Annotated in this window: 19 protein-coding genes; 7 read left to right on the top strand and 12 right to left on the bottom strand. The window is 70.9% G+C overall.

Features of this window, described 5'->3' with window-relative positions; translation table 11 throughout:
• Positions 1-38 precede the first annotated feature (38 nt).
• Complete coding sequence (locus ACQP1N_RS13825) at positions 39-692, bottom strand: HD domain-containing protein (RefSeq protein ID WP_067794060.1); 654 nt, start codon at positions 690-692, stop codon at positions 39-41.
• 101 nt (positions 693-793) lie between these two features.
• On the opposite strand from ACQP1N_RS13825, the gene ACQP1N_RS13820 reads away from it, so the two are divergent.
• From ACQP1N_RS13820 to ACQP1N_RS13805, 4 genes are all read left to right on the top strand, one after another.
• Positions 794-1,750 carry a GlxA family transcriptional regulator gene (locus ACQP1N_RS13820; RefSeq protein WP_433231664.1) on the top strand — a complete coding sequence of 319 codons (957 nt, stop codon included), beginning with the start codon at positions 794-796 and terminating at the stop codon, positions 1,748-1,750.
• 68 nt (positions 1,751-1,818) lie between these two features.
• Positions 1,819-2,991 (top strand): thiolase family protein, encoded by a 1,173-nt coding sequence (locus ACQP1N_RS13815; protein WP_433231661.1) that lies wholly within the window; start codon positions 1,819-1,821, stop codon positions 2,989-2,991.
• A gap of 2 nt (positions 2,992-2,993) precedes the next feature.
• Positions 2,994-3,410, top strand: coding sequence for a Zn-ribbon domain-containing OB-fold protein (locus ACQP1N_RS13810; RefSeq protein ID WP_433231658.1), 417 nt, complete (start codon positions 2,994-2,996; stop codon positions 3,408-3,410).
• Positions 3,407-4,543 carry an NAD(P)H-dependent flavin oxidoreductase gene (locus tag ACQP1N_RS13805; protein WP_433231656.1) on the top strand — a complete coding sequence of 379 codons (1,137 nt, stop codon included), beginning with the start codon at positions 3,407-3,409 and terminating at the stop codon, positions 4,541-4,543. Before ACQP1N_RS13810 ends, ACQP1N_RS13805 begins: the two co-directional genes overlap by 4 nt.
• Before the next feature lie 195 nt (positions 4,544-4,738).
• On the opposite strand, the gene ACQP1N_RS13800 is transcribed toward ACQP1N_RS13805, so the two are convergent.
• On the bottom strand, positions 4,739-5,935 hold the full coding sequence (locus ACQP1N_RS13800; RefSeq protein WP_433231654.1) for an RNA-guided endonuclease InsQ/TnpB family protein: 1,197 nt from the start codon (positions 5,933-5,935) through the stop codon (positions 4,739-4,741).
• Positions 5,936-5,975: 40 nt separating this feature from the next.
• Here ACQP1N_RS13800 and ACQP1N_RS13795 point away from each other — a divergent pair, with 40 nt between their 5' ends.
• Positions 5,976-7,397 (top strand): hypothetical protein, encoded by a 1,422-nt coding sequence (locus tag ACQP1N_RS13795; RefSeq protein WP_433231652.1) that lies wholly within the window; start codon positions 5,976-5,978, stop codon positions 7,395-7,397.
• Positions 7,398-7,452: 55 nt separating this feature from the next.
• Here the strand turns inward: ACQP1N_RS13795 and ACQP1N_RS13790 are convergent, their stop codons facing one another.
• From ACQP1N_RS13790 to ACQP1N_RS13765, 6 genes are all read right to left on the bottom strand, one after another.
• Positions 7,453-8,130 carry an ATP-binding cassette domain-containing protein gene (locus tag ACQP1N_RS13790; RefSeq protein ID WP_433231650.1) on the bottom strand — a complete coding sequence of 226 codons (678 nt, stop codon included), beginning with the start codon at positions 8,128-8,130 and terminating at the stop codon, positions 7,453-7,455.
• A 19-nt stretch (positions 8,131-8,149) separates the two neighbouring features.
• Positions 8,150-10,225: a hypothetical protein gene (locus tag ACQP1N_RS13785; RefSeq protein WP_433231648.1), complete on the bottom strand. Its 2,076-nt coding sequence runs from the start codon at positions 10,223-10,225 to the stop codon at positions 8,150-8,152.
• A gap of 127 nt (positions 10,226-10,352) precedes the next feature.
• Positions 10,353-10,742 (bottom strand): lactococcin 972 family bacteriocin, encoded by a 390-nt coding sequence (locus ACQP1N_RS13780; RefSeq protein WP_067794053.1) that lies wholly within the window; start codon positions 10,740-10,742, stop codon positions 10,353-10,355.
• A 418-nt stretch (positions 10,743-11,160) separates the two neighbouring features.
• Positions 11,161-12,171 (bottom strand): hypothetical protein, encoded by a 1,011-nt coding sequence (locus ACQP1N_RS13775; protein WP_433231645.1) that lies wholly within the window; start codon positions 12,169-12,171, stop codon positions 11,161-11,163.
• 126 nt (positions 12,172-12,297) lie between these two features.
• Entirely contained in the window at positions 12,298-13,275 is a 978-nt protein-coding gene (locus ACQP1N_RS13770; protein WP_433231643.1) for a CapA family protein, read from the bottom strand.
• A gap of 36 nt (positions 13,276-13,311) precedes the next feature.
• Entirely contained in the window at positions 13,312-13,887 is a 576-nt protein-coding gene (locus tag ACQP1N_RS13765) for a dihydrofolate reductase family protein (RefSeq protein ID WP_067794050.1), read from the bottom strand.
• Positions 13,888-13,958: 71 nt separating this feature from the next.
• On the opposite strand from ACQP1N_RS13765, the gene ACQP1N_RS13760 reads away from it, so the two are divergent.
• Entirely contained in the window at positions 13,959-14,531 is a 573-nt protein-coding gene (locus tag ACQP1N_RS13760) for a TetR/AcrR family transcriptional regulator (protein WP_067794049.1), read from the top strand.
• Here ACQP1N_RS13760 and ACQP1N_RS13755 read toward each other — a convergent pair.
• Both ACQP1N_RS13755 and ACQP1N_RS13750 read right to left on the bottom strand, forming a co-directional pair.
• Positions 14,528-15,562: an SGNH/GDSL hydrolase family protein gene (locus tag ACQP1N_RS13755; RefSeq protein ID WP_067794048.1), complete on the bottom strand. Its 1,035-nt coding sequence runs from the start codon at positions 15,560-15,562 to the stop codon at positions 14,528-14,530. The genes ACQP1N_RS13760 and ACQP1N_RS13755 overlap by 4 nt on opposite strands.
• 119 nt (positions 15,563-15,681) lie before the next feature.
• Complete coding sequence (locus ACQP1N_RS13750) at positions 15,682-16,185, bottom strand: GNAT family N-acetyltransferase (RefSeq protein WP_067794047.1); 504 nt, start codon at positions 16,183-16,185, stop codon at positions 15,682-15,684.
• Between the two features lie 129 nt (positions 16,186-16,314).
• Between ACQP1N_RS13750 and ACQP1N_RS13745 the strand changes: the two genes are divergently transcribed.
• Positions 16,315-17,151 carry a GNAT family N-acetyltransferase gene (locus tag ACQP1N_RS13745; protein WP_433231639.1) on the top strand — a complete coding sequence of 279 codons (837 nt, stop codon included), beginning with the start codon at positions 16,315-16,317 and terminating at the stop codon, positions 17,149-17,151.
• A 63-nt stretch (positions 17,152-17,214) separates the two neighbouring features.
• On the opposite strand, the gene uvrB is transcribed toward ACQP1N_RS13745, so the two are convergent.
• Positions 17,215-19,344: an excinuclease ABC subunit UvrB gene (uvrB, locus tag ACQP1N_RS13740; RefSeq protein ID WP_067794045.1), complete on the bottom strand. Its 2,130-nt coding sequence runs from the start codon at positions 19,342-19,344 to the stop codon at positions 17,215-17,217.
• An 88-nt stretch (positions 19,345-19,432) separates the two neighbouring features.
• A complete protein-coding gene (locus ACQP1N_RS13735) occupies positions 19,433-20,584 on the bottom strand; it encodes a sensor histidine kinase (protein WP_433231636.1) in 1,152 nt (383 codons plus the stop codon).
• Positions 20,585-20,760: the final 176 nt, after the last annotated feature.

Below are 20,760 nucleotides of genomic sequence, written 5' to 3'. Positions count from 1 at the left end.
GCGCCCCCGTCGCCCCGGGGACGCGGGCGACTCTCGTTTCAGCGCACCCCGGGCCAGGCGGCTGCGACGATCTCCGCCCAGCCGGGGACGGGATCGCCGGCGCCGTGCTGGCGGGCGATCTCGGCGGGGAACGTGCCCATCGGGGCCTTGGCCGGGTTCCGGGCGATCTGGTCGACGATGATCTCGGTGAGCCCGCGGCCGGCTTCACCGCGGGGGAACGCGGCGTGCACCCGTCCCGCCAGGTCGCCGGGGAGCGCGCCGGCGCCCAGCCCGGTGACGTCGGCGGCGGTTCCGGCGTGGGTGAGGGCGATCTCGGGACGCATCCGGTGCGCGATGCCGCTGCTGGTGTGCAGCGCGATCGCCTCCCAGACGACACGGGTCCGCTCGTCGTCCAGGCCGTTCTCGCGCACGAACCCGGCGGCGAGGTCGGCGCCGTCCACCTCGAAGCGCCCGCCCCGGTCGCCCTGTTCGGTGAGGCCGACGTCGTGCAGGACGCTCGCCAGGAAGAACACCTCGTCGTCGTAGTCGGCGCCCGCACGCGCGCCCCGCGCCTCGCCGAGGGCGCGGCCGAACAGGTAGGTGCGGACGCTGTGGTGGGTGAGCGCCACCGGCGCCATCGAGGACACCAGGTCGTACGCCATGCGGGTCAGGTCGGTGTCGGGCATCGAGAACTCGGCGAAATGGTCGGACACGAAAGCTCCTCGGACGTGGTGCTGCGAACGCTCCTGATCGTCCGATGCCGCCGGATGTCTCCGACAGTGTCCGGACTGCCGATATGCGCTACGTTCTGGCCATGCACGTAGTGGCCGTACTCGCGCTTGACGGCGTGGTCGCGTTCGACCTGGCCGTCCCGGGGCAGGTGTTCGGCTCGACGACCACCGCCGGGAACGTCCCGCTGTACGAGACGCGGGTGTGCACGCCGCCCGGCGGCGCGGAGACGTCGGCCATGCTCGGCCGGATCCGGGTGGACACCCCGTTCGGGCTGGACGCACTGGCCACGGCCGGCACCGTCGTGGTGCCGGGGCACGAGGACGTCCGGTCCGATCCGCCCGCCGAGGTGCTGGACGCCCTGCGCCACGCGGCGTCGCGCGGCGCCCGGATCGCGTCGATCTGCGTCGGCGCGTTCGTCCTCGCCGCGGCCGGGCTGCTGGACGGACGGCGCGTCACCACGCACTGGCGCTACGCGAGGGCGCTGGCCCGCCGGTTCCCGGACGTCGAGGTCGATCCGTCCGTGCTCTACGTGGACGGCGGGCAGATCCTCACCTCGGCGGGGGTCGCAGCCGGCATCGACCTGTGCCTGCATCTCGTCCGGCGCGACCACGGCTCGGCGACGGCCGCGCGCACCGCCCGCCGGATCGTCATGCCGCCGCAGCGGGACGGCGGGCAGGCGCAGTTCATCCGGCGCGAGGAGCCGCCGGACGGCGAGACGGCCCTCCAGCCGACGCTGGCCTGGCTGGAGGCCAATCTGCACCGTCCCCTGACGCTGGACGACATCGCGCGGCACGCGTCGGTCAGCGTCCGGACGCTGACCCGGCGGTTCCGCGACCAGGCGGGAACGACGCCGCGGCAGTGGCTGGCACGCGCCCGCGTGCACCGCGCGCAGGAACTGCTGGAGAGCACGGACCTGCCGGTCGAGCGGGTCGCCGCCGAGGCCGGGTTCGGTTCGCCGGTGACGCTGCGCGCCCACTTCGCCCGCCGGGTCGGCACGTCCCCGCTGGCCTACCGCAACGCCTTCCGCACCCGCTCCTGATCTCCCGGCCCGCCCTCCACCGAACGACATTCTGTACCGTAGCGCTTACGGACGAGGAGAGCGGGGCCATGCGCACTTCGAGGGGCACGTCGATCGTGGGGCTCGGCATGACCGAGCTCGGCAGGGTGTACGGGCGGAGTCCGCGGCGGCTCGCCGCGGACGCGGTGCGGCTCGCCGCCGCCGACGCGGGGCTGGCGCTCGGCGACCTGGACGGGCTGCTGGTCAGCCATGGGGTGAGCGGGTCCCCCGGCATCGAACTGGCGGGCACGCTCGGGCTCGGTGACCTGCGGCTGCTGGCGCAGGTCAACGCGTTCGGCGCCACGGCCGGGGCGATGGTGTCGTACGCGGCCATGTCGGTGCTGAATGGGACCGCGACCACCGTGGCCTGCGTGTTCGCGGACGCGCCGCGCAAGCCGAAGCAGTCGGCGGGCGCGGCCTACAACCGCAGCGCCCGCGAATGGCACGGATTCGCGGGGATGACGGCGGCACTCGGGCTGCGCAGCGTCACCTCCTTCTACGCGCTCGCCGCCCAGCGGCACATGGCCCGCTACGGGACGACCAGCGAGCAGCTCGGCGCGATCGCCGTCTCGACCCGCGCGTGGGCGGCCGGCAACCCGCTCGCCGAGATGCGCGACCCGATCACCCTCGACGACCACCAGAACTCCCGCTGGGTGTCCGAGCCGCTGCACCTGCTGGACTGCTGCCTGGTCTCCAACGGCGCCATCGCCGTCATCGTGACGGGCGACGACCGGGCCCGCGACCTCGCCCGCCCGCCCGTCCACCTGTGGGGATGGGGGCAGGGCCATCCCGGGCACCGCAAGGAGCGCGGCAGCGACTTCGGCCTGACGACCGGCGCCGCCTCCGCGGGGGCCACGGCGATGAAGATGGCCGGGATCACCCCGTCCGATGTGGACGTGTGCGAGCTGTACGACTGCTACACCTACACGGTCCTGGTGTCGCTGGAGGACTACGGGTTCTGCGCCAAGGGCGAGGGCGGCGCGTTCGCCGCGTCCGGCGCGCTCGGTCCCGGCGGGTCGCTGCCGACCAACACCGGCGGCGGGCAGCTGTCGGCGTACTACATGTGGGGCATGACCCCGCTGTCGGAGGCCGTGATCCAGGCGCGCGGGGACGGCGGCGAGCGGCAGGTGCCGGCCCGCGACGTGATCCTCGTCAGCGGGAACGGCGGCATCCTCGACCACCACTCCACGCTGATCGTCAGCCCGCACCCGAAGGGGGCCTAGCCATGGACATCGGGATTCTGCGCCGCGACGGGCGCACCGACCCGTTCTTCGACGGCACGGCCGCCGGGCGGCTCGTCATCCGGCGGTGCGAGGCGTGCGACCGCTGGTTCGCGCCGGACGCGTCCGGCTGCCCCGGCTGCGGAGAGGAGGACCCCGGCTGGGCGGAGGCGAGCGGCGAGGCGACCCTGGTGACCTGGACCGTCCTGCCCGAGGAGCCCCCGGCGTACCTGGCCCTGGTCGAGCTGGCCGAGGGGCCGTGGCTGCACGCCCGGCTGGACGGGGTGACCCGCGGCGACCTCCGCGAGGGCCTGCCGCTGCACGTGACGTTCGAGCGGCCGGACGAGGGCGAGACCTACATCCTGTTCCGCCCCCGACCCACTGGACCGAATGGCATTCGGTCCATTAGCGTCGGGGCATGAACACCGAGGTCTGCGCACGGTTCGGCATCGAGTTCCCGCTGTTCGCCTTCAGCCACTGCCGCGACGTCGTCGCCGCCGTCACCAATGCCGGCGGGCTCGGCGTCCTCGGGGCCGTCGCGTACACCCCCGACCGGCTCGAAGAGGAGCTGCACTGGATCGACGACCATGTGAACGGCCGCCCCTACGGCGTGGACGTCCTCGTCCCCGGCAAGATCGACAAGGCGGCGGAGAGCGGCGGCGGCCTCGACGCCATGCTCGCCGCGATCCCGGACGAGCACTGGACGTTCCTCACCGGCCTGTTCGCCAAGTACGACGTCCCGCTGCCCGACTTCGACAGGGCCAGGCGCGCCAACGCACGCGGCGGCGGCCAGGTCACCAAGGAGGGCGCGACCGAGCTGATCGACGTGTCACTCGCCCACCCCATCGGGCTCATCGCCAGCGCGCTCGGCACCCCTCCCCCGCTCATGGTGGAGAAGGCCCGTGCGGCGGGCGTCCCCGTCGCCGCGCTGGTCGGGACGCCCGAGCACGCCCGCCGCCAGGTCGCCGCGGGCGCCGACCTGATCGTCGCGCAGGGCGGGGAGGCCGGCGGGCACACCGGCGAGATCTCCACGATGGTGCTCGTCCCCGAGGTCGTCGACACGGTCGCGCCGGTGCCCGTCCTCGCCGCGGGCGGCATCGCCACCGGACGCCAGATGGCCGCCGCGCTCGCCCTCGGCGCGTCCGGCGTCTGGTGCGGTTCGGTGTGGCTCACCACCGAGGAGGCGGAGACGTCCCCGGCGGTGAAGGAGAAGATGCTCGCCGCCACCTCCCGCGACACGATCCGGTCCCGGTCCCGCACCGGCAAGCCCGCCCGCCAGCTCCGCTCCGCCTGGACGGACGAGTGGGAGGGCCCCGCGAGCCCCGGCCCGCTCGGCATGCCGCTGCAGATGATCGTGGCCGAGGGCGCCATGCGGCAGATCACCAAGGTGGCCGAGTCCGGCAACCCCGGCGCCCGCGCCCTCGCCAACTACTTCGTCGGCCAGTGCGTCGGACTCATGAACACCGTCAAACCCGCCCGCCAGGTCGTCTACGACATGGTCGACGACTTCGCCGGCGCCGTGGAGCGCCTCAACACCATCACCGGCGAGAGCTGAACGGCCGGAACCGGACGCCGCGACGGGGGCGCCCCTCCTGCCACGGCGTGACACCCCGCCGCCACGGCCTTACGCTTTCGCAGCGAGAGCCGAGATCCGTCCCTGGACAGGGAAGGACCAGCCGTGGGCAACCCCCGCCCCGCCGACTCCGAGCGCGATCTCGCGCTGTTCGACTGGTTGACATCCTCCGCCTGCCTAGGGGCAGGGGATTCCGACCGTCGCCGATCGGGTTTCCCGCTTCGTCGCCGTCCGCCCGCCGGGCCTGCGCCGTTTGGGTCTTACGTCGGCTCCACAGGCCGATACCGCCGGCCCGGCGGCCAGAACGTTCTTCGCGGCGTTGACGTCCCGGTCATGCCGGACGCCGCACCCGCCGCACTCCCATTCCCTCACCTCAAGGGACAACGTGTCGGTGATGGTTCCGCATTTTGCGCACGTCTTGGTGGAGGGGAACCACCGGTCGACCACGATGAGTTCACGGCCGTACCAGCCGGCCCTGTACTCCAGCATCGACCGCAACTGGTGCCACGCCGCGTCTGAGATCGCACGCGCCAGCGAGTGATTCTTGACCATGGTGCGCACGTTCAGGTCCTCGATCACGACCGTTTGGTTCTCACGGACGAGCCGAGTGGTCAGCTTGTGCAGGAAGTCCCGGCGCCGATCGGCGATCCGGGCATGGATCCGCGCCACCCGCGTCCTGGCCTTGTCCCGGTTCGCCGAGCCCTTGGCCTTGCGGGACAAATCCTTCTGCGCCCTGGCCAGGCGTTCGCGGTCGCGGCGCTCGTGCCGGGGGTTGGCGACCTTCTCCCCGGTGGACAGGGCGACCAGCGAGGTGAGCCCCGCGTCCACCCCCACCGCCCGCTCCACCGGCTCCAGCAGGGCGATGGCATCGGTGCACAGGATCGAGACGAACCAGCGCCCGGCCGCGTCCCGGCTGACGGTCACCGTGGACGGCACCGCCCCCTGCGGCAGGGGCCGCGACCACACGATCGCCAGCGGCTCGGACATCTTGGCCAGCGTCAGGCACCCGTCCTGCCAGCGGAACGCCGAGCGGGTGTACTCCGCCGAGGCGCGCGACTTCTTGCGCGACTTGAACCGCGGGTACCTGGCGCGCCCGGCGAAGAAGCCGGTGAACGCGGTCTGCAGGTGCCGCAGCGCCTGCTGCAGCGGCACGCTGGACACCTCGCCCAAAAACGCCAGCTCTTCGGTCTTCTTCCACCCGGTGAGCATCGCGGAGGTCTCCACATAGGAGACCCGCCGCCGCTCGGCGTACCAGGCGCGGGTGCGTTCCTCCAACGCCCGGTTGTACACCAGCCGCACACACCCGAACGTGCGGGCGAGTTCCGCCGCCTGTCCGGGAGTGGGATAGAAACGGTACCGAAACGCCCGCTTCACCTACCGCGCCATGCCTTGCACCCTAACGGTTCTCCTGTGCATGAAGGGAGGAAGCGGCGGTTCCTCCCCCGGCAACACCGGCGCCCGCCTCACCCTCGCCGACCTGCAGCGCCGCATCGAGGACGAGAACAAGGCCGTCATCGACTCGCCCAAGCCGTACGTCACCGTCGTCTACGCGGGCGTGTTCACCGCCAGCCCGGGGCAGAGCGATCTCACGGTGAGCAGCATCCGGGAACTCGCCGGCGCCTACCTCGCCCAGATGCGCAACAACCGCTCCAAACACCCCGGCGAGGTCAACAACCCCCTCAAGCTGCGCCTGCTGCCCGCCAACACCGGGCAGAACATGGCCTTCTCCGCCGAGACCGCCGACCGCATCCTCGACCTCGCCCGCCGCGACCCCAGCCTCATCGGCGTCTTCGGTTTCGGCCGCAACACCGAGCATTCCCGGGCGGCGATCGAACGGCTGATCGCCGCCGGGCTGCCGATCATCGACACCGTCAACTCCTCCGACCAGCTCCCGGCCCTGCCCCACTACTACGGTCTCGCGTCCACCAACTACCAGGAGGCCGCCGCGACCCGCGCCGCCGTCCGCATCGAACTGAAGGGCCGGCCGATCTCCCGCTTGATGCTCGTCCACCGCAAACCCGGCCCGTCCCGGGACGCCTACAGCAGCGAGATCGCCGACGACGTCACCCGCGCGCTCAAGCCCCGCGCCGTCGACCCGGTCAACTACACCGGCACCGACGACATCGCCGGCGAGGTCAAGAAGGTCTGCGAGAAGGCCCCCGCGCCCCTCGTCTACTTCGCCGGACGCTCCGAAGACCTCCCCGGACTGATGAACGGCCTCGTCCAGGGCGGCTGCACCCGGCACCGCCTCGTCCTCCTCGCCGGCGACGACGTGACCAAGACCCGGTTCGGCACCAGACCGCACGAGGTGCCGATCCCCGACAACACGGTCATCTACCACACCGCCTTCGTCCACCTGCCGTTCCTGGTCGCGGGCAACGCCGACCAGACCAACGGCTTCTTCCTCCTCGCCCGCAACCTCCTCGGCATCGGCGCGCCGCATGTCCGCCCCGATGAGCCCCTTCTGGTGGACGGCCAGATGGCCCTCACCTACGACGCCACCGTCGCCCTGAGCCAGGCCGCGCAGGACGTCTTCAAGGGCCTCGGCCTCACCGACACCGGACCGCCCCGGGTCACCGGCAGCCGCTCCGTGACGTCCGGCACCGTACTGCTGGCACTGCGTCACCTGCACGTCCGCGAGGCGGCCACCGGCGAGATCGACTTCCACCGGGACCCACACGAGGACAACGACCCGCACAAGGACGACGGCCCGCCCAAAGCACCGGACAACCGCGGCCTCACCCTGATCAAGGTCACGCTGAAGACCCGCACCCCGATCTGCGGCTGCCTGAACGGCGGCGACGCCGCCCCCGGACTGCGCCCCTGCCCCCGCTGAGGTCACCGAAGCGACGGCCCGGGAAACCGCGTCCACTCCGCCTTCCGTCCCGCCTTCAGGACCCGGGACGCTTGACCACCACCGGCGTGCGGTCCACCAGGTCGGCCTCTGCAGAGGTGATCTCAAAGGTGGTGTCACATCTGCCTTGGATATAGTCACTGTGGGTGGCGATGATCACGGTGCAGCCGGTGTCGCTCAGCTGCCGCAGCGTGTCGATGACCATGGCGGCGTTGGTGCTGTCGAGGGCCCCCGTCGGCTCGTCCGCCAGGATCAGGGAGGGCTGCTTGACCAGGAGGCGGGCGAGGGCGACGCGCTGCTGTTCGCCGCCGCTGAGATGGTGGACCTTCTCCTTCTCCCGTCCGACCAGACCCACGCGGTCGAGCGCGTCGAGGTGGCGCGCATGGCGGTCGCGTCGGTTGGGGGACGCGATGTCGAGGTTTTCGGCGACGGTGGCGTTCTCGATCAGCGCGTAGTTCTGGAACAGATAGCCCAGGACGTCACGGCGGAAGCGACGCGCGGCCCGCCTGCCGAACCGCGTCGTGTCGGTGCCCTCGTAGAGGATCTGTCCGCTGGTCGGCGACTCCAGCAGGCCGATACAGTTGAGCAGGGTCGACTTGCCTGATCCGCTGGGGCCGGTCACGGCGAGCATCTCGCCCGCCTTGGCCGTGAGAGCGAGGTCGGACCACAGCGTACGGCGGCCGAAGGACTTGGACAGGTTCTTAACGGTGATCATGGGCGGGCTCCCGGTGTGCTCAGACATCGGCGGCGTGTTCGGTCACGATGCGGCGGTGGGCGAAGGCGAGCCCGGCCGTCAGCAGGATCGTCGCCAGTGCGGCCACCCCCGCGGCGGGCGCCAGTTCCCACCAGTCGGCCGGGGGCAGGCTTGGCGGCGCCGGAACGCCCCTGGCGGTGAATCGGTCGAGCGCTTTGACCCTGGTCCAGATCCCCCAGCCGACCCAGCCCAGCAGCCCGCAGGCGACGAGGGCGTCCAGGGCGAACAGGCGGCGATGGATCGTCCAGAACGACCAGCCGTTGATGTGCTTGGCGAAGATGGCCTGGGCGTTCTTGCGGGCGTAGATCATGCACACCCCCAGCCCGGTGGTGAACAGCACAACTAGGGCCGCAGTCAGACTCAACCCGCTGACCCGTAACTCGTGCGCAGATTCGGCGTATTCCCCAGCGGCGTTCTGACCGACCGGATTCATGTCCGCGATGTCTTCTCTCGGGATGTCCCGTCCGAGGGCGGACAGAAGATCCTGAGGGTTCTTGAAGATGATCCCGTTATGGGTCGCCATCGCCGTATAGTCGGCGTCCGAGGTGAGGGACGATCCGTTGGGAATGACGACGAGAACGGGATCGTGTAGCAGGGGTTCGTCCAGCCCTTCGCTCTCGGAGCCGAAGGTGAAGACCGTCTGGCCGTCTTTCGCCCACACCTGGTCCACACCGGCCCTGCGCACCAGCTTCCCGCCGTCTGCGGGGTGAACTCCCGCCGGAACGTTGTCGATGATGGTCTGGGCGTATTCACGCAGGCGCTCCGGGATGATGACCCGCAACCGCCCCCGAGGATCCGGGCCGTATCGCCTCCCTGACGGGTCCAGGATCGGCTGCTCGGCGAGAAAGGTGTCGTTGACGAACAGCAGTTCACCTTCGGGAAGTCTTTGCTTCGCGGAGCTGAAATCGTTCAGGTACCACCGGTAGATCGCGATGACCTGCCCCCGCTCATCGACCCGCCGTAACCACCGGCCGACCCGCGCCGCCGCCTCCTCGGAGGCATTCTCCGTCCGGCTGCCGGGAAGCCTGATGTAATTGGCCTCTCCCAGCGCGGCGAAGCGCTGCTGACTCGCCTGCCGCTGCGCGAAATCCCGTGCGGACGCCAGGGCGGCACCGCCGATAATGAGGACCAGAAGCGCGGCGATGACCCGCAGCAGATAGACGCTCCCCATCGCCGGCCTGGCCGTCACCTCCCCTTTCAGCCCCCGCAGCACACCGGTACGGGTCACCAAGGCCAACGCGCCCAGATGGGTGATGAGGGAGAGCAGGCACAGCACTCCCGCCAAACCGCCCGCGACCATGACGAACAGCCCGACGTGAGCGAAGCCGTTGTACATGCCGAGAAAGACCAGTGTGATCGTCGTGACCACCGCGACGGCGATGAGCCAGAAGGGCGCCGACCGGCGCAGATCCAGCCGGAGAATCGCCGGGAACGACATGCCCTGAAGCCGCAGCACTCCGTAGCCCTTGGCGCTCAGCAGCACGCTCGCGCCCACGGTCAGCACCACGGTCAGCGCGACGACGTAATAGGCCGATCCCAGCGAAGAATGCGCGTAACGCACGAGACGCTCGCCGAACCCGACAGGCTCGACCAACTCCCCGACGAGGCCGATCCCGGCGAACTCGGCGCGTAGTTCCTCGATGGCGCGACGAGAGCCGTACACCTTGTACATGCCCCTGGGGTCGAGAAAGCCGCTCTCCTTCAACGGATGGGTTTCGGTACGGATGCCGTGCCCGAAGGAGGAGACCCCCCGCCGCGCCCATGACTCCGGAGCCGATCCGGCGTCGCCTGAGGCGATGTAAAGATGCAGGAGGCGATCGGGTTCCCGGAAGTCCTGGACCTCCCGCACGACCGACACCCGATGCCCACGCGCGAAGGAGTCCACCATCCGTGCGGTCTGTGCACCACTCACGGCATCACGATTATCCAGAATCCAGATCGAGGCCGCCTCGCCCGTTGCGGGCTCCTCGTCGAGATCCTGCAATACGAAGAACGCGAGCAGCACCGAGACGGCGAGCATGACGGCATGGACGATCTTCAAACCGGGGTGACGCATGGGAGCATTCCCTCGCAATCCAAGGTCGTTCACTGGCACACAGGGGTGACGCGATGACTTCTGTCACCCCGTCACCCCTGCGGCGCGCTCACTCAGACAGATCGGCCGTAGGCGGCCTCACCGAGGATCAGCACTTGTTCGTCCAGTACACCTTGACCGTGCCGTCCTTCGTGACCGTGGCCTCGGACCACCGCTTCGCCGCGACGCCGTGATCCGCGGCGTAGTGCCTGCCCGACCTCGCGGACGAGCCGTGGCAGTTCGTGGGGTGGTAGTAGTCCGACCAGCCGTAATCCTGAACCCGGTTGGAGCCGTAGTTCCACGTGCCGCCGCCGACGTTCTTGGTGCCCTGGGCGGTCACGTCACCGGTGCCCGGGTCCAAGGTGACCGAGCCCTCGGTGGCGGTCGGGTCGGGGGCAGGTGCGGCGTTCCCCTCGGCCATGGCGGCACCGGCCCCGCCGAGGATGATGACGCCGGCCGTGGCGGCCATGACCAGGCCGCCCTTCAGTGTCTTTCGCATGGAGACCCTCTCCGTGATGCGGACATGGCATTGCCCACCGGACAGGGAGTACTCTGGGAGTGCATGTATGCCCAGCGCGGCGGCCTTTCGGCCGCCGCGTTCGGCGTCTCTCAGGGTCCACCCGCTGTTTCCGTCACCTCCGGCACCTCGATTGGTTCACCGGATGGTCGGAATTTCCGGAAAGCATGGAGACCATAACAACAGCAGTGATCTTGAGCAAAGGTCTTGTCAGGAGAACCGAAGAGTTACGGGTCACCCCCCCTTTTTTGTAGGGGTTTTCCACGATGCTCCAGTTGAGCAACTTCTGGTACCGGCCCATGAGGACGCGGCACACATAATGCAAGGTCGCGGAAACGGTCCTGCAGGAGCGTCAGGGCTGTCCACAGCCGTGTTCTCGGTCCGGCTTCGCACATGCCGGTCAGGCGGTGGAGTGGGCGGGGAAGCGCATCACGGGGTTCGTGCGTCCGGCCAGGAGGAGGAAGAGCACGATTCCGGCGGCGGCGTAGGCGGCGAGGACGAGCAGGGGGCGCGTCAAGGCGTGGCCGTCGAAGTAGACGGCGTTCCGTACGGCTTCCGTGCCGGCCCAGTTGGGCGGCCAGGGGCCGGCCGTCCGCCAGAACGCCGGCAGGAGCGGCAGCGGCCACGGGCCGCCCGCCGAGGGGTTGCCGAGCACCACGAACACCAGGATCGTCAACGCCGTCCCGATGATCCCGAGCAGGCTCTCGGCCGCGGCGGTCGCCGCCGCCACGGCGAAGACGCACAGGGCGCCGACGCCGGTGAGCGGCCACGGGCTGTCGGGCAGGTAGCCGTAGCCGGTTTCCACGATGAGGGTGCCCATCGCGCCGGCCACCGCCGAGTACACCGCGAAGGCGGCAAGGCGGACGAGGGCGTCGCGGAGCGTGATGGCCGCCATGCCGCGGTAGAGGCCGACGATCGCGGCGACCAGGTAGGCGCTCACGATCCATCCGATCACCAGGTAGAACGGGACGAGTCCCTCCGGGTCGCCGGGGTCGGCCGGCACCACGTCCTGCACGGACAGGCGCAGGCCGTCGGCGGCGGCCACCGGGGCGAAGGCGCTGCGCAGGAGGCCGCTGGTGGTCGGGCCGAAGGCGGAGGTGATGAGCAGCCGGCCCTGCTGGGGCAGGTAGGCGCCGTACACGTCCCGGTGCTGGATCGCCTGGCGTGCGGACGCGGTGGTCGGGTAGGTGCGCAGGTCGAACGCGTCGCCCTCGCGGCGCAGTGCGGCATCGACCCGTGCGGTGGCGTCCGCCGGGCCGGCCACCGCCACCGGCACCCGGTGGGGATGCGGTGCGTGGAGTCCGCCCACGTAGGAGGCGATGAACGCCGCGCCGAGCAGGAAGACGCCCACCATGAACAGCGCGGTGACGGGATAGGAAACACCGCGTGCGGGATGGACCGGACCTGCCATTGCGCTTAGCTACCCATTGAGTGCATTCGGTAACATTGCGGTCGCGGTGAGGGACGCTGCCGGAACGGCTCCGGCGCGAGATCGGCCGACGCGCTGGCGGACGAGTACCCACCCCTCGGCGATCCGCTATGGCGCGCCGGGCCTCGGCTCAAGGACGAGCCGGTCACCCCGGACGGTGACCTCCGTCCCGAAGGCGGCACAGGCCGCGGTGAAGCGGTCGACGATCCAGGCGCGGTCGGCGCCCTCGGCCAGCCGGGTGTGCGCGAGGTCGAGCCGGACCGGCACCGCCTCGATCCGGGACGGGCCACCGCCGTCCACGGTGACCAGGAACACCAGGCCCAGGTCGTTGCGGAGCTGCCGGTCAACGACGTAATCGTCGATGAAATCCCCCATGTCGAACATGACCGGCCAGGAAACACCGTGGAACACGTGCGCCGAACTCCCCGCGATGAGCGACGCGCCGGCGTCCACCAGCGCCTCGGCCGCACGCCGGACGTAACCCAGCGGCTCATCGGTCATGTTCGGCCCCCAGTGCGGCATCACCAGTACCGCATCGGCCTCGTCCCGAAGCCGGCGGATCCGCCTCACCAGGTCATCGGGGACGCCGCCCCACAGATCGACGTGCGCGACACCGGGACGATCGGGCCCGGCGGCGAAATCGGCCGGATGATCGGTGATGCCCACGACCGCGATCCGGGTGTCCCGGGCTTCCAGGACGACGGGCTCCCGCGCCTCCTCCAGATCGGCACCGGCCCCGACCGTCCGGACGCCGGCCCGCCGCAGAATGGCGAGTGTGTCCGCCAGCGCGTCGGGCCCGAAGTCCAGGGCGTGGTTGTTGGCGAGCGTCACGCAGTCGACACCGAGGTCGGTGAGGGCTTCGGCGGCGGCCGGCGGCGCCCGGAAATGGAAGGGCTTGCCCGGGGCGCCCCAGGGCCGTCCGCGCTCGGAGATGCAGCATTCCAGGTTCAGCAGCACGAGGTCGGCCTCCGCGAAGACCTCGCGCACCCCCTCCGAGAACAGGCCGTGCGGACCGGACACCGCGATCTCGTCCGCCACGCCGCGTCCCAGCATGGTGTCCCCGGCGAGCGCCATCGTGACGGCCATCGGCTCCTCCCCTCCACGGACCCCCTGGTTTCCACACTACGGAACGCGGGTGAACCAGGTGACCTGGGCGCCGTTGCCGAACGGCTTCCGCTCGGCCGGCGCGAACCGGGTCGGTCGGAACCCGCCGGAGAAGGCGGAGATGCCGTCCCCGGCCACCACCGGATACGACTTGACGATCAGTTCGTCGATCTCGGGGAGGAGGGCACCGGCGAGCCTGCCGCCACCGGCGAGCCAGATGTCCATGTCACCGTCCTCGGCCTTGAGTTCGCGGACGACGTCGAGCGGCTCTCTGACCAGTTCCACGCCGGGGTCGGCGATCTCGTCGAGCGTGGTGGAGACGACGTACTGCCGAAGGTGCGCGTACGGGCTGGTCACGTTGATGTCGAGGGCCGGCCGGTAGGTGCCGAGCCCCATCACCAGCGTGTCGAACCGCTTGTTCGGCGCTCCCTCAAGGCCGAAATGCGGACGGACGTGCGTGGGGATCGTCTCCGGGTAGCGCTCGTTGATCCAGGCCGCCATGTCGTCCCCGAGCGGGTAGAAGTCGAACTCGCCGCCCGGCCCCGCGATGTAGCCGTCGATGCTGACGCCGACGTAGTAGACGAGCTTTCGCATAAATGAACTCCATACGTAGTACTCTGCTTGTAGTGGCTAGAACGTAGTACTACAACTGGAGTGGTGTCAACATGCGGCGGAACACCGAACGGCGGGCGGCACTGGTCGACGCCGCCATCGAGGTCCTGGCCAGGGAGGGGGCGCGCGGGCTGACGTTCCGGGCGGTGGACGCCGAGGCGAGCGTCCCGGCCGGCACCGCGTCCAACTACTTCGCCAACCGGGACGACCTGCTCACCCAGGCGGGCGGCCGGATCTACGAGCGCCTGCAGCCCGACGCGTCCACCGTGGCCGGGACCCTGGAGGGGCCCCGCGACATCGCCAAGGTCACCGAACTCCTCCGCGACGTGATCGGACGTATCTCCGGCTTCCGCACCGGCTACCTGGCACTGCTGGAACTGCGCCTGGAGGCGACCCGGCGCCCGGAACTGCGCGCCGTGCTGACCGAGCGGGTGCGGGCGGACATCGACGCCAACATCGCCTACCACCTGGACAGCGGCCTGCCCGGCGACGCCACCTCCGTCCGGCTGCTCTACCTCGCCCTCAACTGGCTGATCGTCGAGCACCTCACCCTCCCGGGAGTGTTCTCCGACGAGGAGGTACAGGACCTTGTGGCGATCGCGGTGGAACGCGCCGTCCCGCGCTAGGACAGCGGGCGGCCCGGTCCCTTCTTGATCTGCTCGGTGAACAACTGGGCCAGGGCGTGCTGCCCGGCGATCGTCGGGTGGTAGCTGCGCGGCTCGGCCTCCAGCGCCGACAGGTTCAGTGTCAGGCCGTTCATGTACGCGTTCGGGCTGCCGACCTCGTGGCCGGCGAACGCACTGTAGGCGTCGACGAACTCGACGCTGCCGCGGCCGTGCGTCGCGGCCTTGCGCGCGTCCGCCTCGATGACGGACTGGCGGATCAGCCGCCCCAGATCGTAGGCGCGCGCATTCAGCCAACGCTGGTCCGACACCGTGATGTTGTCCCCGTCCACGCCGCTGACCTCGGAGAACGCCTTCGGGTACCCCATCACGATCACCCGCGCGTAGGGGGCCCGCGCGGTGATCTTCGCGAGCAGGGCCGGAAGATCCTGCCGCAGTTCGGACATCTTGCCGGCGATCTCCTCGCCCTGCGAGGTGCAGCCCCTGCCCCACGGCAGCTTGACGACGCATCCGGCGAGCACCTTGGAGAACCCGACGTCGTTGCCGCCGATGCTGATGGTGATCAGGCTGGTGTCGCGTCCGATCCGCCCGATCTGCGGGGGCTCACCGCCCCGCCCGTCCAGGACGTCGTCGGTCGTCGCGCCGGAACACGCCCAGAACGACGTGCCCCTGGCGAAACGAAACGCCTGGGAGACCTCGTGGTAGTACGCCTTGGACGTCCGATGGCAGCGGTCGAGCGGGTTCTGGTCGGCCACCGTCGCCTCCGCGCCGACGCCCGCCGAGTACGAGTCCCCCAGCGCGACATACGAACCCCGCGTGGCCACTTCGAGCGGCGTGGGTCCCCTGCGGACCGCGACCGGGTCGGTGCGCTTCTCCGGTGCGGGCCTGGGGCAGCCGCCGCCGAAGACCTCGCAGCGGACCGCGGGCATCGCCGCCAGCGGGACGACGGCCAGTGCCAGCAGCACCACCAGCAGGACGAGCGCGGCCCTTCGTTCGCCGAGACGGGCCCGCATCCATGCCACCGGGCTGGTCATCGTCCTCCTTGTACGTCCCTGGGGCAGACGTCCACGAGCCGCTCCCGGTTCCCGCCTTTACATTGTAGATCATCAGCCGGATGCCGCGGATGATCGGCACCGGGGCGCCGGTGCCGAGGCTACCGCTCCCCGGCCGGCGCCCACATGACGACCCGCGGACCCAGCTCGTGCAGCCCGGCCTCGACCTCGGCGTCCCAGTAGGACCTGAGGCCCGGCCCCCACCGGTCCTCGGGCAGCTCCGCGAACCCGTGCCGCGCGTACCAGGGGCCGTTCCACGGGACGTCCCGGAACGTCAGCAGGCTGACACCGGGCGATCCGGCCGCCGCCGCCCGCGCCACGACCTCCTCCAGCAGCCGGACGCCGATGCCCCGCCCGGTCAGGTCGCCGCGCACCGAGATCTGCTCCAGGTGCGCGGCGCCATCGACCTGCCGGGTCGCCGCGAACCCGACCGGCGGGTCACCGGCGACCACGATCCCGGCGCCCTTGCCGATCACCTGCTCGATCACGGTCGGACCGGGCGGGAACACGATCCCGATCTCCTCGAACATCGGGTCGCCCGAGTTCTCGATCTCCGCCAGCCCCGGGAGATCCTCGGGCCGCGCCGGCCGAACCTCATGCCCCATCCCGCGATCGTAGGCCGCGCCCCGGGCCGCGTCCTCCCATTAATGTCCGGGCCGCGGGCGAGGGTGCCGGGCATGGCCGCCGCCGGAAAACGGGGTGCGAGGCGGGCAGGGGTGTGCGCATGCTCGGGTATGGGATGGACGCTGACCGATGATCTTGAGGAGTTCCTCACGCGGGCGAGCGGTTTCCTGCGCGCTGATCCCGTCGCGAACACCGTGGCGCTGACCGTGGCCGAGGCCCTGCGGAGGCAGGGCCCCGGCCTCTACGGGGAAACGCTGCTCGGATGGTGGACGGCGGCGGGGCGTGTGGCGGGCGTGTGCATGTGGACCGGCGCACATCCGCTGCTGCTGAGCGCGATGCCGCAGGCGGCGGCCGCGGAACTGGCGGACGCGCTGGCCGGGCGGGACGCGAAGGTGCCGGAGGTCAACGGGGCACGGGCGGCGGCCGGGGCGTTCGCCGAGGCGTGGACGAGCAGGACCGGGGCCGCGAGCGGCGTCAGGATGCGGCAGCGGCTCTACCGGCTCGACAGGCTGGACGTCCCCGATCCGCCGCCGGAGGGCGCCGCGCGCACGGCCGGCGGCGGCGACCGCGAGCTGGTGCTGGAATGGTTCGCGACCTTCTACCGCGACGCCGGCCAGTCCCGGCCCGTGAACACCGAACTGGTCGACGGCAGGCTCGCGGAGGGCGGGCTCACACTGTGGGAGGCCGGCGGCCGTCCGGTGTCGATGGCGGGGCGGACGCCGGTCGTCGCCGGCATGGCGCGGGTCGCGCCCGTGTACACCCCCGCCGCGCACCGGCGCCGGGGCTACGGAGCGGCGGTCACCGCCGCGGTGACCGCGGGTGCGCTGGACGCGGGCGCCGCACACGTCGTGCTGTTCACCGACCTCGCCGACCCGACGAGCAACGGCATCTACCAGGGGCTCGGCTACCGGCCCGTGGAGGACCGCGTCGCGCTCTCCTTCACCTGACGGCGCCGATCGCCCGACGCGGGCACGGGGAGAACGCCGCCTTCCGCACGCGCGCCCCGGCGGTCACCTGACACCGGCCTCCTTCATGTCGCGGAGTTCGCGTTTGAGTTCCTTGATCTCGTCGCGGAGGCGGGCGGCGAGCTCGAACTGCAGGTCGGTGGCGGCCTGGTGCATCTGGTCGGTCATCTGCTCGATGAGGGCCTCCAGCTCCTCGCGGGGCCGTTCGCCGACGAGGTCGGCGGCGTGGCGGCCGACCTCCCCCGAGCGCGAGGCCGCCTTGGACGCCAGGCCGGGGACGGGGGCCTTGCCGCGGGACTGCTGCCGCCCGGCGCCGCCGATGAGGGTCTCGGTGTCGGCGTCCTCGCGGGCGAGGGAGTCGAGGATGTCGGCGATGCGCTTGCGCAGGGCCCGCGGCTCGATGCCGTGCTCGGCGTTGTAGGCCTGCTGCTTGGCGCGGCGCCGGCTGGTCTCGTCGATCGCGCGCTCCATCGACGGGGTGACCGTGTCGGCGTACATGTGGACCTGGCCGGAGACGTTGCGGGCCGCGCGGCCGATCGTCTGGATGAGGGACGTCTCGGAGCGCAGGAAGCCCTCCTTGTCGGCGTCCAGGATCGCGACGAGGGAGACCTCGGGCAGGTCGAGGCCCTCGCGGAGCAGGTTGATGCCGACCAGGACGTCGAACTCCCCGGAGCGCAGCTCGCGGAGCAGCTCGATCCGGCGCAGGGTGTCGACCTCGCTGTGCAGGTAGCGGACCTGGATGCCGAGTTCGAGGAGGTAGTCGGTGAGGTCCTCGGCCATCTTCTTGGTGAGGGTGGTGACGAGGACGCGCTCGTCGCGCTCGGTGCGCTCGCGGATCTCGTGGATGAGGTCGTCGATCTGGCCCTTGGTGGGCTTGACGACGATCTCGGGGTCGATGAGGCCGGTCGGGCGGATGACCTGCTCGACGACGTCGCCCTTGACGCGGTTCATCTCGTACGGGCCGGGCGTCGCCGACAGGTACACGGTCTGGCCGATGCGGTCGAGGAACTCCTCCCACTTCAGGGGGCGGTTGTCCATCGCGGACGGCAGCCGGAACCCGTGCTCGACCAGCATCCGCTTGCGGGACGCGTCGCCCTCGTACATGGCGCCGATCTGCGGGACGGTCTGGTGCGACTCGTCGATGACGAGGAGGAAGTCCTCCGGGAAGTAGTCGAGGAGGGTGTTGGGGGCGGTACCGGGGCCGCGGCCGTCGATGTGCCGGGAGTAGTTCTCGATGCCGGAGCAGGCGCCGACCTGGCGCATCATCTCGATGTCGTAGGTGGTGCGCATGCGCAGCCGCTGCGCCTCCAGCATCTTGCCCCGCCGCTCCATCACGGCGAGGGTCTCCTCCAGCTCGGCCTCGATGTCGCGGATGGCCCGCTCCATGCGCTCGGGGCCGGCGACGTAGTGGGAGGCGGGGAAGACGTACAGCTCGTCGTCCTCGGTGATCAGCTCGCCGGTGAGGGGGTGCAGGGTCGCGAGCTTCTCGATCTCGTCGCCGAACATCTCGATGCGGACGGCGAGCTCCTCGTACTGCGGGATGATCTCGATGGTGTCGCCGCGGACCCGGAACGTCCCGCGGGTGAAGGCGAGGTCGTTGCGCGTGTACTGCATGCCGACGAGCCGGCGGAGCAGGTCGTCGCGGTCGATCTCCTGGCCGGTGTGCAGCCGGAGCATGCGGTCGACGTACTCCTGCGGGGTGCCGAGGCCGTAGATGCAGGACACCGACGCGACGACGATGGTGTCGCGGCGGGTGAGCAGCGAGTTGGTCGCCGAGTGCCGCAGCCGGTCGACCTCGTCGTTGATCGAGGAGTCCTTCTCGATGTAGGTGTCGGTCTGCGGGATGTACGCCTCGGGCTGGTAGTAGTCGTAGTACGACACGAAGTACTCGACGGCGTTGTGCGGCAGCATCTCGCGCAGCTCGTTGGCGAACTGGGCGGCGAGCGTCTTGTTCGGCTGCATGACCAGGACCGGCCGCTGCAGCTTCTCCACCAGCCACGCGATCGTGGCGGTCTTGCCGGTGCCGGTGGCGCCGAGCAGCACCGCGTCCTTGTCGCCGGCCTCGATCCGGGCGGTCAGCTCGGCGATCGCCTGCGGCTGGTCGCCCGACGGCGTCATCTCGGTGACGACCTCGAACGGCGCCACGCGGCGCCGCAGATCGGTGACTGGGCGCATCGGCACTCCCCTGGTCCGGCCTGGTCCGGCGTACTCCCCTGCTTTCCACCACTGTATTCAGGGGCCCCGACATTCCGCGTCCGCGCCGTCAGGACGCGGGCAGCGGCAGCCTCGCCCGGACGGCGTAGCCGCCTCCGCGGGGCCCGGCCTCGAAGCTGCCGCCGAGGGCGGTGACGCGCTCGCGCAGCCCGACCAGGCCGTTCCCGCCGCTCGGCAGCCGGTGCTCGGGCCGTGCGGTGGGCGGGTCGTTGACGATCTCCACTTCGATCGCCTCGGGCAGCAGGCCGAGGCCGACGCGGGTGTCGGCGGCCCCGGCGTGCTTGTGGACGTTGGTGAGGGCCTCCTGGACGAGGCGGTACACCGTCCGTCCCACGGCGATCGGCATCGGGCGCTCCTCGCCGCGGACCGCCAGGTCGACGCGGAGGCCGGCGGCGCCGGACTGGCCGACGAGCTCGCGGACGTGAGCGAGTGTCACCGCCTCCTGGGGAAGGGCCTCCTCGCCCTGGCGCAGGACCCCGATGACGTGGCGGAGCTCCTCCAGGGCCTGCCGCCCCATGTCCCCGATGATGGTGGCGGTCTCGGCGGCCCGCTCGGGGTCGCGGGCGGCGATCGCCTTGAGCGCGCCCGCATGCACGACCATGACGCTGATCCGGTTGGCGACCACGTCGTGCATCTCCCGCGCGATGCGGGTGCGTTCCTCGCCCCGCGCGCGCTCTGCGAGGAGGTGCTGTTCACGTTCGAGCCTCGCCGCGCGTTCCTGGAGCGAGGCGAGGAGCTGCTTGCGCGCCCCCATGTAGAGGCCCAGCAGGACGGGAACCGCGATGAACGCGATGCCGAAGATGGCCTGCACGGCGAAGTTGTCCGTCGTCGCCGTCGGGGACGGGAAGGCCAGCGCGGCGATGTAGGTGACGGCGGCGATCGTCAGGACCGTCCAGCGGGACGCGGTGTAGGCGGCGAGCGAGTACAGCACGACCAGGACGGCGAACACGCCCGCGCCGGTGATCGTCCCGAACACGAGCAGGAACAGGGCGAGCCCCACGGGGTGGGAGCGCCGCACGACGAGCGCCAGGCCGAGGACGACGCTGCACGCCGACACGACGGGCGGCGGCAGCCAGAACTTCTGGTCGGCGAACCACAGGAACACGCCGTCGCCGGCGGCCAGGGACACCGCCAGGAAGACGTCGAGCGCGCGCGAACGCCGGGTGGGCCATGCCCCCGTCCACCAGCCCCGCACGTACATGCGATGAGCCTATAGCGCATGGGGGCCGAACCCGGTCGCGCAAGGGACCAAAGCCCTCACCCGCGGGGCTTTTCCGCGGTCCATGCGCTGTGGTTACGATGACGGCGCCGACCGTGCCGTCCGAGGCGGATCCCGTGGGTCCTCCGGGTCCCTTGGCCCCCCTGGACGCCCGCGGC

The sequence above is a fragment of the Actinomadura formosensis genome, assembly GCF_050948385.1.
Classification (GTDB): Bacteria; Actinomycetota; Actinomycetes; order Streptosporangiales; family Streptosporangiaceae; genus Spirillospora; species Spirillospora formosensis.
The sequence above is the reverse complement of the archived record's forward strand: the minus strand, read 5'-3'. Positions and strand labels throughout refer to the sequence as shown.

Coding starts and splice junctions, on each gene's coding strand:
- ACQP1N_RS13820 (WP_433231664.1), top strand. CDS start 794: ATGCACGTAGTGGCCGTACTCGCGCTTGACGGCGTGGTCGCGTTCGAC.
- ACQP1N_RS13815 (WP_433231661.1), top strand. CDS start 1,819: ATGCGCACTTCGAGGGGCACGTCGATCGTGGGGCTCGGCATGACCGAG.
- ACQP1N_RS13810 (WP_433231658.1), top strand. CDS start 2,994: ATGGACATCGGGATTCTGCGCCGCGACGGGCGCACCGACCCGTTCTTC.
- ACQP1N_RS13805 (WP_433231656.1), top strand. CDS start 3,407: ATGAACACCGAGGTCTGCGCACGGTTCGGCATCGAGTTCCCGCTGTTC.
- ACQP1N_RS13795 (WP_433231652.1), top strand. CDS start 5,976: ATGAAGGGAGGAAGCGGCGGTTCCTCCCCCGGCAACACCGGCGCCCGC.
- ACQP1N_RS13790 (WP_433231650.1), bottom strand. CDS start 8,130: ATGATCACCGTTAAGAACCTGTCCAAGTCCTTCGGCCGCCGTACGCTG.
- ACQP1N_RS13785 (WP_433231648.1), bottom strand. CDS start 10,225: ATGCGTCACCCCGGTTTGAAGATCGTCCATGCCGTCATGCTCGCCGTC.
- ACQP1N_RS13780 (WP_067794053.1), bottom strand. CDS start 10,742: ATGCGAAAGACACTGAAGGGCGGCCTGGTCATGGCCGCCACGGCCGGC.
- ACQP1N_RS13775 (WP_433231645.1), bottom strand. CDS start 12,171: ATGGCAGGTCCGGTCCATCCCGCACGCGGTGTTTCCTATCCCGTCACC.
- ACQP1N_RS13770 (WP_433231643.1), bottom strand. CDS start 13,275: ATGGCCGTCACGATGGCGCTCGCCGGGGACACCATGCTGGGACGCGGC.
- ACQP1N_RS13765 (WP_067794050.1), bottom strand. CDS start 13,887: ATGCGAAAGCTCGTCTACTACGTCGGCGTCAGCATCGACGGCTACATC.
- ACQP1N_RS13760 (WP_067794049.1), top strand. CDS start 13,959: ATGCGGCGGAACACCGAACGGCGGGCGGCACTGGTCGACGCCGCCATC.
- ACQP1N_RS13755 (WP_067794048.1), bottom strand. CDS start 15,562: ATGACCAGCCCGGTGGCATGGATGCGGGCCCGTCTCGGCGAACGAAGG.
- ACQP1N_RS13750 (WP_067794047.1), bottom strand. CDS start 16,185: ATGGGGCATGAGGTTCGGCCGGCGCGGCCCGAGGATCTCCCGGGGCTG.
- ACQP1N_RS13745 (WP_433231639.1), top strand. CDS start 16,315: ATGGGATGGACGCTGACCGATGATCTTGAGGAGTTCCTCACGCGGGCG.
- uvrB (WP_067794045.1), bottom strand. CDS start 19,344: ATGCGCCCAGTCACCGATCTGCGGCGCCGCGTGGCGCCGTTCGAGGTC.
- ACQP1N_RS13735 (WP_433231636.1), bottom strand. CDS start 20,584: ATGTACGTGCGGGGCTGGTGGACGGGGGCATGGCCCACCCGGCGTTCG.